Origin of the sequence: Rothia sp. HMSC036D11 (genome assembly GCF_001814205.1) — a bacterium.
Taxonomy (GTDB): Bacteria; Actinomycetota; Actinomycetes; order Actinomycetales; family Micrococcaceae; genus Rothia; species Rothia dentocariosa.
Genome location: NZ_KV815300.1, coordinates 141,178 through 156,989 on the forward strand (window position 1 = coordinate 141,178; position 15,812 = coordinate 156,989).

The following is a 15,812-nucleotide window of genomic DNA, read 5'->3' on the forward strand; positions in this document are numbered from 1 at the left end:
TGATTAAGAGTCAATTGCTCTGCCAATTGAGCTAAAGGCGCTTAGGTAACAAATATTGCAGCTTCGAAACGGCAACAGATAAACACTATACGAGCATCAAGCGCGTTTTGCAACTTACGAACACGGCTGTAGTCAGCGATTTTGGCGAACATCAACATCCAGCATCACGATTGCAAATCACCATGGTATACAACAAAACCCCGCCATAACCGACGGGGTTTATTTTGTGCGCCCCCTGGGACTCGAACCCAGAACCCATTGATTAAGAGTCAATTGCTCTGCCAATTGAGCTAGAGGCGCTTACTTGGGGTGATGTATCGCATTCGTACGACAACAGATAAATACTATACGGATAATTAATATTTCACGCAAGTTACATATAAGTGACGCTTCACACAAACTCTCATTTTTTGCTTTCGCTCATGCTCTCGATGGCACCGCAGTACCTCATCTCATGGCACACCCTCGCGAAAAACCTCCCAGAGATCCTATAAACCCCGTACACTAAATAGAACGTTTACGGCGACACATGCAATACCGAGAACATCTACTTTTAAGGAGAAACCATGAGCACCCGACTAGAGCCCGGCACAAAAGCCCCAAGTTTTACCCTGGAAGATTACACCGGTCAGCAATATTCCCTAGCGGATTACGCGGGGCATAAGGTCATTCTCTACTTCTATCCCAAAGCATCAACACCCGGATGCACCAAAGAAGCTTGCGATTTTCGAGATAACCTTGCCTCTTTGAAATCGCTCGGATACGTTGTCTTAGGCGTTTCTCCCGACAAACCCGCAGCCCTAGAGAAGTTCACCACCAAAGAGTCTCTCACCTTCCCCCTTCTCTCCGATGCCGACCACGCTGTCGCACTCGCCTACGGTGCATGGGGCGAAAAGAAAAACTACGGCAAAGTCTACGAAGGGCTTATCCGATCTACATTCGTCATCAATGAGCAGGGCATCATAGAGCTGGCGCAATATAACGTACGCGCCACCGGCCATGTTGCTAAGCTACGCCGGGACCTTGGCATTGACCCCAAATAGTCGGATTTTTCCGTTTGTATAGTCTTATATCCTCGTGTAGACTTTCCTAGGTAGCTTTGCTCCCCGCGCGAGTGGTGAAATTGGCAGACACGCAGGATTTAGGTTCCTGTGCCTTACGGCGTGGGGGTTCAAGTCCCCCCTCGCGCACCAATCTTGGGTCCGCAACGTCTTCTTATCGAAGAAGTTGCGGGCTTTTTGTTATATACCGCACAGCAGAGTACCCTGGCGCTATATCCCTAAGCCTATAATTCGCTGTGAGTCGTGCCTAAAACCCTCTTTGAGTATCGCGACATTAAATCGTGACGTTGTATTCTAAAAGAATAGTGTTTTCGCCCAGACATAAACGCCTTATCAACCACGCATTACCTATCACGGTTCAGTAATCACCATGAAAGGGCTTGTCCGTGAATCATCTCTCCCCAACCGATGCCCCCGGTATCAGCTACAGCGGTATCAGCCGCCGCACTGCGCTGCGGTTAGGGTCTCTTCTGGCAGCGGGTTATACTTTGACGGCCTGCGGTGATTCGGCGCCCGACAACGGTTCAGGAGAGACCCGCAGGATCTTTAGATTTGCTCAAGGCGCGGCACCTTACTCTCTTGATCCCGCCTTTGACCCGGTCTCTCCGACGTACCGTGTAACAGCACAGATTCTTGAAACTCTCGTGAGTGCCGACCATTACACGGGCGTTCCGCAGGAGGCGCTTGCCTCCTCGTGGACGATTAGCCCAGATGGTCTGACCTATACGTTTACGCTCCGGGAAGGGGTCTCATTTAGCGATGGCACTCCCCTTACGGCAGAAGCCGTACTGCGTAATGTACAGCGGTGGCAGGCGTTAGCAACATCCCCAGAAACGGCGGCACGCTGCGTTCCCTTTCAGCCGCTCTACGGCTGGGGTTTTGGTAACATTGTGCACTCCAACTCGCCACACGCAGGTAAAGCATCACAGGAGGCAAGCTCTTCACCGTCTGCCGCCGCAACGCAAACCCCTTCGGCTCAGGAAGACACAGATACACCCAAGGCCGATACACCAAAGACTGATGAACACACCGAGCAGATACCTTTACGTTATGCTCCCCTCGTTTCCGATGTACGCGTCACCGACTCCAAGCTTGTGTTTACGCTTGTGCGCCCTTCACAAGCGTTCTTGCGGATTCTGACCCAACCGGCTTTCGGCATTATTTCACCCGAGGCACTTACCGAGAACCACCGTATCAAAGAGATGCCCATCGGTACTGGGCCCTTTAAAATCTCAACGCCCGCTTCGCAAAATACCGATATCGTTCTCACACGCAACGATAAATTTGTGAGTATCAAGCAGGAAAAGATTGAACTCGACGAAATACATTTCTCAACTCTCAATTCTTCCGACAAGCGTTACTATGCTCTCGTAGACAATAAAGTTGATGCCTGCGATCAAGTAAGCGGCAATGACTTAGGGCCTCTAGGGCGTGAAGGGTTCCTGTACCCGCTGCGTGATCCCTTCTCGCTTCTTTATCTGGGGTTCAACCTTGCGCATCCGGTTCTCAAAGATATTTCGGTGCGCCGAGCTATCGCGCGAGCTGTCGATCGCGGTGCCCTCATCCGATATTACCTTTCTGGAACTTCTGAAGCACTGCACCTTATGCCTAGGCTTTTTCGTACCTCGGATGACTCTCTGGAACGTCTCTATAAGCGAGATGTTGACCAAGCAAAATCGTTGCTCGCAGCCTCAGGTTACACAGGCGAAACCATCGAATGCTACTACCCTATTGATGTTTCGCTTCCGTGGATTATGTCACCCCAAAAAGTCTACTCTGAGATGATCGGAGCTCTTCTCGATATTGGGCTCAATATTAAACCTATTCCGCTGAACTGGTCCGATTATCATGCCCGCGCTACGGAAATAAATACTACTCGCGGCATTCTCCTCGGTGGTTTCTACGGAACCTATCGTGATCCTTACGCTTTTCTTGGGCCGGTTCTTGCGCCTCTTCTGGTGGCGCAGTGGATCGATGCTATGGGATTAAACCCCGTATCGCACGATACCCCCGAGGCGAAGGCGCATCCCACCGATTCTCCGATTCCATCACCGTCAGCAAGCGCTGCCCCGAAGGACAGTTCCGAAGCCGAGACATCGCCTACCCCGTCTCCCAGCATTACTCCTGCAAAGGTAGAACCTGCGCCTACGCTGGAACAGATTATGAGTAAGATCCGCGAAGCCGACAGCGCCACTTCTTTAGACGAACAACGTGAAAAATATCGTTCCATCAACCAGGATTTAGCGGCATTTATGCCTGCGGTCCCACTTTTGAACGTTACGTCTAACATAGGTATTAATCGACGTATTATTGGCTACGAAACCGAACAAAGCGCTATCGAGCTCTTTGCTAAAGTGCGAATTTCCTAAGGCTTCAGTTGTGGAATTTAATGTATTTTGCAGAATTTCCTCACTCTTTTGTGAACTACATTACTGATTCTGGATTTTTCTCAGTGGAATGTGTACCTACAGACCCTCAGGGAGTACGCTAGAGTCATACAACTGTCATATGACCGTGCCCAAAGCCGGGCACCAAACCCCTGGGAGTATCAGTGGTAGCACGTACTGAACAGACCGATGTCGTCCTTGTGGGCGGCGGTATCATGAGCGCAACACTTGGTGTCTTTTTGAAGGAACTGGAACCCACCTGGAATATTATTCTTCTGGAACGCCTCGATAAACCTGCGCAGGAATCCTCGAACCCGTGGAATAACGCTGGCACCGGTCACTCTGCACTGTGCGAGTTGAATTACGCCCCCGCTGGTCCCGACGGAAAAGTAAGCGCTGATAAAGCCTTGGGTATCAATGAGCAGTTCCAGATTTCACGTCAGTTCTGGGCTTCCCTCGTGAATGAAGGTATTCTGCCCAATAACGATTTCATCCACCCTGTACCCCATATGTCCCTTGTATTCGGCGAGGATCATTCCAAATATCTTGCGGCACGTTACGATTCTTTCCGCCAGCAGAAGCTCTTCGAGCGAATGCAGTTTTCCACGGAACGCGACCAGATTGCTCAATGGGCGCCCTTGACGGTCAAGGGCCGCTCCGAAGGAGAACCGGTCGCAGCTACTTGGGCTCCGGAAGGTACCGACGTTGATTTTGGTGCGCTTACCACTGGCATGATCGATTATTTACAATCTCAGGGAGTCGAAGTACGCTACGGCTACGAGGTTAAGAACCTTGACCGTGAATCTGACGGTACGTGGACTGTGTCTGCTATTAACCGCATCAATACCAAAGAACCCCTGAAAATCCATACTAAATTTGTTTTTCTCGGCGCTGGAGGCGGTGCCTTGCATCTGCTCCAAAAGTCGGGAATTGGGGAAGGTAAGGGATACGGCGGCTTCCCGGTTTCGGGTCTGTTCCTGCGCAACACCAATGAAATTACCGCCGCTAAGCATAATGCAAAGGTGTATGGTCAGGCATCCGTAGGCGCTCCTCCGATGTCTGTTCCGCACCTGGATACTCGATATGTTGATGGTAAGCGTTCTCTGCTTTTCGGGCCTTATGCTGGGTTCAAGACCAATTTCCTGAAGCAAGGGTCTCTCCTTGACCTGCCCCTCTCACTTCGTCTGCACAATATCTATCCCATGACTCGTGCGGGTCTCGATAACCTGTCGCTCGTCAAATATCTGCTCACCGAGTTGGTTAAAGATAAGAATGCGCGTCTGGAGTCCCTGCACCGCTACTACCCTGAAGCTAACGGCGACGAGTGGGAACTCATTGAAGCGGGTCAGCGTGTGCAAATTATGAAGAAGGATGCGAAGAAGGGCGGAATTCTGCAGTTTGGCACCGAGGTTGTTTCTTCGGCCGATGGGTCTATCGCCGCTCTGCTTGGCGCATCACCGGGGGCTTCAACCGCAGCGCCCATTATGCTGAACCTACTCAAGAGGTGCTTTCCCTCTCAGTTCGCGGGTTGGGAGTCGCGCATCCGTGCTCTGGTTCCGGGGTATGGGGTTAAACTCAACGATAATCCGGATCTCGCTGACGAAATTATGGCTCACACTGCACATACATTAGATATCGCCAACTAAGATACACTTGAGGTGCTGACTCGAAAACCTTCGTCCTGTTCCCTGCCATACACAGGTTTTTGGATGGAGGTTTTCGCTGTTAAGTAATAGTAAAACTCTTCAGTGGAGAGAACTCATACGTGCCGCGCTCTATCGTTCCTCCTCATGAGAAAAAATATTTCCTGTATTATTGCCACAAGTATTTGGTACTTCTAAGCGCCGCAAGCAAACACCAAGACAAGGAACGCTCCTATGGCACGACGCCGCAAAAAATCACTTCCTCATTCAGAATATGTAAAAATACGCGAATTTCCTCAGGGCAGTATCGCCTATATTTTTCGACGCGCGGGTTTTTCCTTTGGAGCGCACGGGGGAACAGATCTAGCCGCAGCGCTCACCTATTTCACTGTGCTCTCTGCTTTTCCTGCTCTGCTCGCGATCCTGTCACTCCTAGGAATTTTTGGGCAGGGAGAAGATAGCGCCAAGGTAATCTTAGGGTTCCTCCAAGAGCGTGCACCTCAGCAAATGTACTCGATTCTGGAAGGACCTATTCATCAGCTAACCAATGGACAAGGCGCCGGGTTTGCATTAATCATTGGTATTCTCAGTGCGCTCTGGTCTGCCTCCGGATATGTAGGGTCTTTCGGGCGTGCGCTCAATAACGTATACGGAGTACGCGAAGGACGACCCGGGTGGTTCCTCAAACCCTATAACGTACTCATCACTACCGGGGTTATAGTGCTTGTGGTTCTCATGATGCTGATGTTCCTCTTGGGAGCATCAGTTCTCGATTGGGTTGCGCCCTATATGCCTGGAGTAGATATAGAACTCATCAAGGTTCTGTGGCTCAATGGACGTTGGGTTTTAATTCTCATTCTTGCGGTATTTCTCATTGCGATGCTCTACACTGCAACACCCAATGTGCGGCGTCTTAAAATTCGGTGGACCTCGCCGGGAGCCGTTATCGCCTTGTTTGGCATGGGGTTAGGCGGATTAGGCTTTACCATCTACACCAATAATTTCAGCAAATATAACGCTACCTACGGACTTATCGGTGGTGTCATCGTCATGCTGGTGTTCCTCTGGATCATGAACAATATGCTGGTCTTTGGCGCTCATGTCGATGCTGAATTTGAACGGATGCGCCAGATTGTGGCGGGTGAGGATATCGACGGAAAACTGCGTGTGGAACCCCGCGACACCCGAGCCATTACCAAGTACCAGGAAAAGTTAGAGGCCCTAAGCTCAAGTGCCCAAGAGATCCAAGACCTTGCAAGCGGTCAGCAGACGCTGCCCAAACCGCCCGAGCCCTCAATCCTCGAACGGGTGCAGACTGCTGTTTCTACCAACACTGAGATGCTTCGACAAGCTGTTTCCGATACCCGTGCAGGGGCGACGGAGGCACAATCCTCTGAGGATTCTGGGGACGTGAAGGAGAAGGCTTCGCAGTCCTCTCAAAAACATACCCGCGATTCCATGCCACACAGCGATAATCCTCAAAACGGCAGCTCCAAACGTCAAGACTCTTCGCGAGACACGCTTTTTTAAGTGCAGCATGAGCGGCACATACACTACCGGATAGACCTGTGGTAGTTGGCGGAAATATACCGCACCCACCACGATTGTGTTTGTCATAAACGTGATTTTTCGCCCCACACGTCATATATATTTTCGTCTACACAATCAGCGCGCGCAGGTGCAAAAATATACATATGTGTGAGACTCCCATACCGCCTTTTGAATATACCCGCTACACACCTGCAGACGCGGAAAAAGGTACAACTCCCGTTCTGTTTCTACACGGCTTTGCAACCCGTAGCGACCAGCTCTGGGGCGGTACCGGCTGGATTCGCCAGTACATTCGGGCGGGTATACCCGTGCTAACCGTCGATTTACCTTTTCACGGGCGAAAATACCTCAAAGACTCCAACTTTACAGTACATGCCAAACTCCCGGTGGGAACAATCGAAGAACACGGTATTTTTCCGGTCGTCCAGACCACAGTGTCAGAAGATGGTTCACCGCAGAACGGCATGGCTCTTTTCGCTGATACGCTTTCTGCTCTCCTTGACGAACTTGCTATCCAGCAAGTACATGGTGTGGGTTTTTCCTTCGGATCTAGGGTAGGGTGGGAGCTCGCTCTGAGGCACCCATCTCGCGTTGCATCGCTTATTCTGGGCGGTATGCCCCTGCACAATCACCTCGAAGCCCTGCGCTCTATGCTTTCTGCCTCGTGTGCTGATAATGCCATTACCCAAGATCCTGCGACAGAAGAAGCCTTTACCAGCATTATTGAATCGTCACCGCTACGCGCCAATGCTCTTCTTGATTTTGTGCATATACCCTTCGGCGAGTTCTTCTCACTGCCGTCTGCGCTTGCAGACTCTACGCGCATTCCCGTTATTCACGCTGCTAACCCGCCTTTCCCGTACCCTCGTGTTCCTCTGCTGATCGCAATCGGTTCCGAAGACTCCATCGCTGCCGACGGGCGTAGGCTATATCCCCTGCTCCAGAGGGTACATCCGTATCTAAAATTTCTTGATATTCCGGGGCGGGATCATGTGAGCGCCCTGACCTCAGGCGTTTTTAGGCGCAACGCTTTAGCCTTTGCGCGCGATTCTCAGGGAAGTGACCGGCAAGCAGTATAAACTTTCTGCGCACCAACACGCTTAGCTTATAGCTATTCATATGTACAGACCCTAGTGATAGCCCTAGAATGGAAAGACGTATCAAGAAATCTTGATGCGTCAGAACATGTGGTCATACATGCTCTATGCGACGGGTAAAGCCGCACGAGGTCCCGAAAACTTCTTCAACGATCCCGAAGGGAATAAACCAAAGTATGCACAAGGTTAAAGCTGTTGTAGCGCTCGCTAAGAACGAGCCCGTTACCGTAACGACTATTCACGTACCCGATCCCGGTCCGGGCGAGGCTCTCGTGAAGGTTCTTACCTGCGGTGTTTGCCAGACAGATCACCACTATGTTGCAGGCGGTGTGGGCGATGATTTCCCCTACCTGTTGGGGCACGAATCAGCAGCCGTAGTGGAGGCAGTTGGCGATGACGTGACCGATATTGTCCCCGGAGATCTTGTGATCCTCAACTGGCGTGCGGTCTGCGGTGAATGCCGTGCATGTCGTAAGGGCGAGTCACAGTATTGCTTTGCTACCCATAACGCTACCCAGAAAATGACTCTAGAGGATGGCACCGAGCTCACTCCTGCTTTAGGCATTGGCTCTTTTGCTGAGAAATCCCTTGTCGCAGCGGGTCAGTGCACGAAGATTACCGCCGATATTTCGCCCGAGCAGTACGCCGCTATTGGACTGCTCGGGTGCGGTGTGACCGCAGGCCTGGGTGCCGTTCTCAATACGGGTGCGCTCAAACGCGGAGAATCCGTGGCCGTTATTGGATGCGGCGGTGTAGGCACCGCAGCAATCGCTGGCGCGCAGCTGGGCGGAGCAACTACCATTATCGCCGTTGACGTTGATGACGATAAGCTCGAACGCGCACGTCAGCAAGGTGCAACACACACCGTGAACTCCGCCAAGGTAGACCCGGTCGAGGCTATTCGGGAACTGACCGGCGGGTTTGGTGCGGATCTGGTAATAGATGCGGTAGGTATCGCCCCCACCTTCAAGCAGGCTTTCGAGGCACGCGATCTTGCCGGGCGCGTGGTACTTGTGGGAGTTCCTGAGCCTGGCACCACCTGGGATATTCCCCTGGATGAGGTCTTCGGGCGCGGCGGCTCTATTAAGAGCGCCTGGTATGGTGATACGCTACCTTCACGCGACTTCCCCGAGTTCGTGGACCAGTACCTGCTCGGCCGCCTCGATCTAGACGGCTTTGTCTCCGAGCGTATTAAGCTGGAAGACGTCAATGATGCCTTTGAAACCATGAAAACCGGTCGCGTGCTGCGTTCCGTGGTGGAGCTTTAAAACCGGGAAAGGAACTCTCATATGACTGAAATTATTGAACGGGTTGTTACTCACGGAACGTTCTCGCTCGACGGCGGCACCTGGGAAGTCGATAACAACGTGTGGATTATTGGGAATGACCAGCGTGTAACAATCATTGACCCCGCGCATGACGTCGATAAAATCGCAAAAAAGGTTGCCGGGCGCACGGTCGAGAGGATTCTACTTACCCACGCTCACGATGATCATATTCGCTCTGCGCAAGAAGCCTCCGAGCGTTTTAAAGCATCTGTCTACCTAAACCCTGAGGATCGGGTGCTCTGGGAAATGGTGTACCCATCTTGGGACTTCGACGAGCCCCTGCATGACGGGCAGAAAATCAGTGCTGGTAATACCGAGCTACATGTGATCGCTACCCCCGGACACTCTCCCGGGTCGGTCTGTTTCTACGCGCCCGAACTCAGCTGGGAGAACAGCGAAGGCGTACTCTTTTCGGGCGATACGCTCTTCAAGGGCGGTCCCGGAGCGACTGGGCGTTCCTACAGCGACTTCGACACTATTATCGACTCCATCGAGTCGAAGCTGCTCACCCTGCCCGAATCCACTGCGGTTCTCACGGGTCACGGAGACTCCACAGGCATCGGTGTAGAGGCACCCGATCTAGACGCTTGGAAGAAACGCGGGCACTAAGAACCTCACGACTCTTTTGCTCATATATGAGGTGGTACAGGTCTTCCTCTCGAAGACCTGTACCACCTCATTATTATTCATATGGGTAAGTCCTACTTGCTGATCAGCCGTCTAATGGCGCCAGTTGTTCCTCGTAGCGGCGGCGCCAGAGATACCCGTAAAGATGCCCCATGCAGAAGTACAGGCAAGCGGCAACGATCGGAACGATAAAGGCGTTACGGTAGTAGGGTCCACTTCCCAGGTACCCTCCCCAGGTAGCACCAAAGGTAAGCCCTAGTGCCATAGCACCACTAATATAGAAGCTCATCTGGGTATCAGGAGTGCGTACCAGCACATGCGCCAAAGCTAATTTATGGCCCCCAACAACAATTCCTAACGCCACGCCGTAGATTGCTAGGCCTACCATCATCATTGATATTCGATCGACAGTAGGCAGTAAAAGGGCAGACAGTGTGAGCACAACGCCGCTCGAAAGCCAACCGTGCCAAGGAACAATTTTATCTGCGCCTAAAAGCACCGGAAGCATAGTGATAACAGCTGTCCCCAAGCATATTGTAATCATCAAGGGGTAGAGCGATAATGCATTGTGATTGAGAGCGAATCCCAGCAGAGCTGAACCGACAGATCCGATGCATCCGCTGATAACCATGAGTCCCAAGATCAGAACCATACTTATAGAATCTGAGGGTGTCTCCTGTACATGCAGTTGTGCGGTTCCATCTGCTCGCGCCACATCTGAATCTGAGGGGAGCGACTTTGGAGTTCTAGGAAGTACGTTGGGGATAAGAACGACAACAAATATTAACAAACCAGCCAATAAAATAGCCGCCCAGAACCCAGCGTTAATACCCATAAGGCTGTTCAGAAGCACCAAGACAAATGCAGCCAGAGGATACAGCGCCAGCTTTTCGACATTCGTCCATGCAACCATGGCAAAAAGCCACTCAGGATCAGAAGTTTTTGTGGGATTATACCGAGCTTCATGCACAATCACAGGCCATGGCGGAAGGGTGTAGCCTGCCAGCATACATGCCGCCGCATACTCAAAAGTCGTGACTGAGGCTGCGGCCTCCGTAGCCAGCATATTTGACAGATGCATGAGGTACAGTACCGCAGGAATATGCAGAACCGCACTGCCTCCTAATACGAGTCTAAGCCCGCAGTAACGCTCCAAAATCGGGGTTGTCGATATCTTGAGGGTATAGGCAAAGGCAAGAGCCCCTACAGCGTAGCCGCCATCATGCACTGTATGCAGATTTCGCGCAATTACCAGAAAAAGGGTCATACCGATCAGAGCAACAGGCATATGCATCATAACGTCAAATGCGCTGTAAAGAAATCCTTCTTCACGCCGTGTGCGGATAAGGTATCCTAAGCGAAGCCTCAACATTCCCAAGAAGCTGCGACCGTGTGCACGGGTCGCTTCTCGCAGATCGTATTCTTCATAGGGAACCACGGTGTTTGTCTGAAGCCCAGAGCTCCAGCGGGGTACCCCGGTCCCTAAAGAGCTATGCCGCTGTTGCGAGGGCTTGTTAGTAATGCGCGTACCAGACGCACCAGAACCTAACGGTGTAGGTGAGGTTCTCTCACCGCCGTCTCTTCCGGATGTGGTGGGGCGCATCCTGTTCTCCTTGGGGGTGTTTGAGGCCGGTCTTCTCAACCGTCTAAGTGATATCTCTTTGGATAGTTTACCCCCGCATTCGTCCAAACCTAAACGTTAACTCGAAGAGTCGAGCCATTTTGTCGCTTTTCTATACTGACTTGGGCAGAAATACGCTCTTTCATATCTTCAACGTGTGATATAAGTCCAATAACACGACCGTTCTCTCGAATATTCTCCAGCGTTTCCATTACAAGCTCCAGAGTCTGCGCATCGAGAGTTCCAAAACCTTCATCAATGAAAAGTGTCTCAATCTCTATACCGCCGTTACGTGCTTGAACGACTTCGGCAAGGCCCAAGGCTAACGAAAGCGATGCGAGGAAAGACTCGCCGCCGGAAAGAGAACTCACCTCACGCTGGTCGTTATTCCAGTTATCCTCAACGCTAATACTCAAACCACCGCCAATACGCGCTCGTTTCTCTCGTTTGTCGCTGAGTACCAAACTGTAACGATTATCGCTCATACGCTGCAGATGCTCAGAAGCCACTTGCAAGACTTGCTCAAATTCACCGCCGAGCACATAGCTCACAAGATCTATCTGATGGTTTTTATCAGGATTGTCACCCCGAGCGATGCGCGCCAGTCCAGCGTAAAGATTGGCCTGCTCCACGGCGTGGGCTGATTCCCCTTGCCGTTCTTGGTAGTCCTGAAATAGAGCTTCTAAAGTTTCAATACCATTTGTACGAATACCCTCGCGTGTCATCAAAGTTTCATACTGTTGCTCAACATTATCGCGTTCTTGACGTATGCGGGTAAGTTCTTCCTGGGAAGGAGCCTTCTGTCCATGCTCAATAAGCGTGGCAACGGTACGCATGGATGGTCGGTCAAGAGAGGCTTGAAGAGTGGCATGTTCTTCTCGATAAGCCGAAATAGCCTGCTCAAGATGCTGTTGCTGTACCTCCGTGAGAACCGCCTGCTGAACCGCCTCGAAAGTCTCGAAAACCGACCGTTCCAGACTTTGCTGTGCCTGATGGGCGCTCTCTGCGGCGCTAATTGTGGCATCGTCAAGACGACGGCTTGCATCAACGGCACGATGCGCCTGCTCCACGTAGCTTTCAAGCTTGCATACCCGGTCGGCAAAACTTATGGTAGCCGCCACCTGACGAAGTTTTTTCTCAAGCTTTGTCAGAGTTTGCCGCTCACTCGCCTGCTGAGTCTGCAGTTGGGTTAAAGATGTACGCGCCTGAGTCTGCTCTTCCAAAATTTTCTGAAGTTCAAGCGTCTCTTTTTCCTGTTGATGCTGCGCTTCACGCTTGTTCTCTAGGCTTTCTTGAGTTTGGTTATAGACGTTTTGTGCCTCTGCAACTTGACGCTGCGCTTCTTGAGAATCAGGCATGTGAGACTCGGTAAGTTGGTCCAAAACGGTCTGGGTTTGCGCCACGGAAGTAGCTGCTGCCGACGCTTTCTGCTGCTCCCGGTGGGCACGCTTCTCGGCGGCATCAATCTCAGATTGTTCCACTAAGGTAATGCCGTTGACACTAGGCTGGGCCGGTTGCGGATGCTCCCGAGAGCCGCACACCATGCAGGGCTTCCCCTCGTCCAACTCCTCTGCAAGAGTGAAAGCAACCTGTTCTAAGCGCCGTTTTTGAAGCCTCGTGTACTCTTCTGAAGCGGTGATAGATACCCGCTGAATTAGCTCATACGCCTGCACGGCCTGGTCGTGAGCAGTTCGCGCCTGCTCTAATTTTTCTGCATGGGCAGCGACTTCTTGCTGAGTCTTTTTCGCAGCTTCTAGGGCAAGTTGGGCCCGAGCGTAGTTCTGTTCAACATCGTGCAGGGAGCTTAGCCGTTTGCTAATATCACTGAGTTTTTGCTGGCTCTGGAACTCGCGTTTCGCAATTCCTTCCACCGTCCGTTGCGCTTTCTCGGAGTCCCGCTTGAGCGCTGTAAGGGCTGCTTTTGCCTCTTCTAAAGCTTGTTCATCGTGCTGGTATACCCGAAGCTGCGCCATCACGCTTGGAGCTTGATTGAGAACCCGTTGAAGATCCTGCGCCGTGTCTATCCGGTACAGTGAAGCCTCAAGGTGCTCGGTACAGTCCCCTAGGGCTTCTAGAGCTTGTGAGGCGCTGCTCCGAGCCATGTTCAGCGTATCCTGTGCGTGCTCGGCGGCGTGCATCCGGCGTTCCTCATCACGACGAGAACGTTCCAGTTCAGCCTCCACAGGGGCTGCTGCCCGAGAGTTACTGAGCGTTCGGCACTGTTTCTTATGTTCCTCTTCCTGGGATTCGTGTCGCACCCATGCCGACTGCAGTTTCTTATATTCCGCCCAATCCTGTATTCGCTGGGCTATGTCCTGCTGTTGCGCGGCAAGTTTTTCACGTTTATCTTTGAGGTCGGCCAGGGCGTGCTCATCCTGCTGTTCTTGCCGACGTACAGCGTGAAGATGCTCCGTGAACCACCCCTCGAAATCATGCCGTGCAGTCTCAAGATCGGTCGCTAGGTCAAGTTTGGTATATGCTTCAGAAACTTCGCGCTCCTGCGCATCAACGATATTTTTGTTGTCGTCAAGGTCTGTGCCGCTACGCGAAAGTCGTTCACATAGTTTTGTGTACGTCGTGACGGTCTGCTCAAGAGTCCTGTCTAAAGCATGTTTAATATCCTGTACAGCACGCTCACTAATCTGTTCTTCCTCTCGAAGCCTATTCATTACCTGTTCATAGGTATCAACCGGAAAAAGCTGTTTAAGCAACGGAATTCGGTCTTTACTGCGAGCTTTAAGAAAATCGGCGAATTGCCCCTGCGGTAAGAGCATAACTTTCAAAAACTGTTCTCGGTTGAGTCCTATAAGTTTTGTCAGGTAGTCCGCCGAGTCTGCCATGCCCTCCGCGGCTTTACGCCAGGATTGTTCATCCTGCGGGTCTCTGCCCGGGATAAGTTCAGAAACTAATGCCTGCGGATTTTCGAGGGTGGGTGTTCCTTTATTTTTCCCGCGTGTGATGAGCCGACGATACGCTGGGGTTCGGTCGATCCTCAGACGACGGTTCTGTATGCTCAACTCCAGAAAAATATGGGGTTTTATTTCTCCAGGGGGCACATGGGTAGAGTACAAAGAGCCTATATCACGCTCGGAAGAGGGCATTCCATACAGCGCATAACAGATAGCGTCGAGTACGGTCGTTTTTCCCGACCCGGTGGGACCATTAAGAAGAAAAATACCGGCTTCGTTGAGGGCATCAAAGTCTATGACCTCTCGCTTGGGGTAGGCCATGAATGCTTCAAATTCTAGGCGATGAAAAATCATGCTGACCTCCCGCTGCTGATAACCTCATCAACAATATGTTCAAGGGCTCGGGTTTCTGCCGCCTCCAGCGGATGCGCCCGCACAGTAGCGTAGAATTCCTCGCACACATGCGCCGGGTTAGTGGTTTCGGTGATGCGCGGGCGGGCGTTCGCGCGCGGTTGTTGATGCAGAGGCTCAAAAACGAATGAGGCAATATTCTCATATCGTTTACGGAGCTCGTCAAGAGTACCTACCGGCTGCTTATCATCGCGCAGGATAATACGGCAAAAATACTCGGTTTCGTAGGGCGAGAATTCGTCGCTTTCCATCAGCTCATTGAAAGTTCCCGTCAGGGTCTTGAGGGGCAGCCGAGTGCTCCATTCATGAGATTCAATCCGTGCCTTCACGCACCCTTCGCGTGCTGTGAGGTTCAGTAAATAGGCTCCGTTCTTATTAGCTTCTTCGCTAAAGGAAAAGGGTAACGGTGAGCCGCTGTATCGTGCACGATCCGTCACCGGATAGCGGCGATGAATATGTCCCAAGGCCGTGTAATCGAAGCCATTGAAGAGCATGGCTGGCACCCAGTCCACACCGCCTACGCTGATATTTCGTTCCGAAGAAGAACGCACAGATTCATCGAAGTAACCATGCTCGCTCACGGTGGCATGGGTCATGACAATGGTGAAATCTGCGGGGTTCTCCCCTGCGTTCCGTTTCTCATCGTCTTCTCGAATTCGTGTGCAGACCTCTCCCAGCACGGCTGCATGGGTGGGCTCAACATCAAGCTGACGCCCATAATAACGTGGGTTTAGGTAGGGTATGGCGTAAATACGCACTCGTATATCGTCTCGGATAAGTTCTACCGGTTCAAATGTTTCCTTCAAAGTCGTCACAGGGTATATACCCTGCCGCGCTAAAGTACCTGCCCCATACCCTAACCTACGAGCGGAATCATGATTTCCCGCGCTCAGAACTACCTGAATTCCCGCGAGCGCCAGACGATCTAAAGTCTTGCCAAGAAGCTCGGTGGTTTCGGCGCTGGGGTGGGCGCTATCGTACACGTCTCCGCTAATAAGGAGCACATCAATCTTTTCGGCAGTCGCATAGTCGATAAGTTCATCGATGAACCGTTGATGCCATTCGTGCAGGCTGTGCCGGTGGAAGGTACGCCCTAAATGCCAGTCGGAGGTGTGCAGAATCTTCATAGTTTTTAGTATTACATTGGGTGCTGGAACATGCACCCTGATTTCATCAT

At 51.7% G+C, this 15,812-nt stretch carries 10 protein-coding genes and 2 tRNA genes; 8 read left to right on the forward strand and 4 right to left on the reverse strand.

Annotated elements, in window-relative coordinates; all coding sequences use genetic code 11:
* Positions 1-227: 227 nt before the first annotated feature.
* A tRNA-Lys gene (locus HMPREF2958_RS05640) sits at positions 228-300 on the reverse strand.
* A 266-nt stretch (positions 301-566) separates the two neighbouring features.
* On the opposite strand from HMPREF2958_RS05640, the gene bcp reads away from it, so the two are divergent.
* The 8 genes from bcp to HMPREF2958_RS05680 all read left to right on the forward strand — a co-directional run bounded on the left by bcp (position 567) and on the right by HMPREF2958_RS05680 (position 9,676).
* The gene (bcp, locus tag HMPREF2958_RS05645) at positions 567-1,043 is read left to right on the forward strand and encodes a thioredoxin-dependent thiol peroxidase (RefSeq protein ID WP_048752813.1); all 477 of its coding nucleotides are present in this window, start codon (positions 567-569) and stop codon (positions 1,041-1,043) included.
* 65 nt (positions 1,044-1,108) lie between these two features.
* Positions 1,109-1,193, forward strand: a tRNA-Leu gene (locus tag HMPREF2958_RS05650).
* A 254-nt stretch (positions 1,194-1,447) separates the two neighbouring features.
* Positions 1,448-3,430 carry an ABC transporter substrate-binding protein gene (locus HMPREF2958_RS05655; RefSeq protein ID WP_070697209.1) on the forward strand — a complete coding sequence of 661 codons (1,983 nt, stop codon included), beginning with the start codon at positions 1,448-1,450 and terminating at the stop codon, positions 3,428-3,430.
* 182 nt (positions 3,431-3,612) lie between these two features.
* A complete protein-coding gene (locus HMPREF2958_RS05660) occupies positions 3,613-5,094 on the forward strand; it encodes a malate:quinone oxidoreductase (protein ID WP_070697211.1) in 1,482 nt (493 codons plus the stop codon).
* Positions 5,095-5,325: 231 nt separating this feature from the next.
* Positions 5,326-6,621: a YihY/virulence factor BrkB family protein gene (locus HMPREF2958_RS05665; protein ID WP_070697212.1), complete on the forward strand. Its 1,296-nt coding sequence runs from the start codon at positions 5,326-5,328 to the stop codon at positions 6,619-6,621.
* 164 nt (positions 6,622-6,785) lie between these two features.
* Positions 6,786-7,721 (forward strand): alpha/beta hydrolase, encoded by a 936-nt coding sequence (locus tag HMPREF2958_RS05670; protein WP_070697214.1) that lies wholly within the window; start codon positions 6,786-6,788, stop codon positions 7,719-7,721.
* A 194-nt stretch (positions 7,722-7,915) separates the two neighbouring features.
* A complete protein-coding gene (locus tag HMPREF2958_RS05675; protein ID WP_048752821.1) occupies positions 7,916-9,007 on the forward strand; it encodes an S-(hydroxymethyl)mycothiol dehydrogenase in 1,092 nt (363 codons plus the stop codon).
* 21 nt (positions 9,008-9,028) lie between these two features.
* Entirely contained in the window at positions 9,029-9,676 is a 648-nt protein-coding gene (locus tag HMPREF2958_RS05680; protein ID WP_048752823.1) for an MBL fold metallo-hydrolase, read from the forward strand.
* Between the two features lie 103 nt (positions 9,677-9,779).
* Here the strand turns inward: HMPREF2958_RS05680 and HMPREF2958_RS05685 are convergent, their stop codons facing one another.
* The 3 genes from HMPREF2958_RS05685 to HMPREF2958_RS05695 form a co-directional block, all read right to left on the reverse strand.
* On the reverse strand, positions 9,780-11,297 hold the full coding sequence (locus HMPREF2958_RS05685; RefSeq protein ID WP_048752824.1) for an MFS transporter: 1,518 nt from the start codon (positions 11,295-11,297) through the stop codon (positions 9,780-9,782).
* Between the two features lie 89 nt (positions 11,298-11,386).
* Positions 11,387-14,578 (reverse strand): AAA family ATPase, encoded by a 3,192-nt coding sequence (locus tag HMPREF2958_RS05690; protein WP_070697216.1) that lies wholly within the window; start codon positions 14,576-14,578, stop codon positions 11,387-11,389.
* Positions 14,575-15,762 (reverse strand): metallophosphoesterase family protein, encoded by a 1,188-nt coding sequence (locus tag HMPREF2958_RS05695; RefSeq protein WP_070697218.1) that lies wholly within the window; start codon positions 15,760-15,762, stop codon positions 14,575-14,577. The genes HMPREF2958_RS05690 and HMPREF2958_RS05695 overlap by 4 nt, the downstream gene beginning before the upstream one ends.
* Between the last annotated feature and the right edge of the window lie 50 nt (positions 15,763-15,812).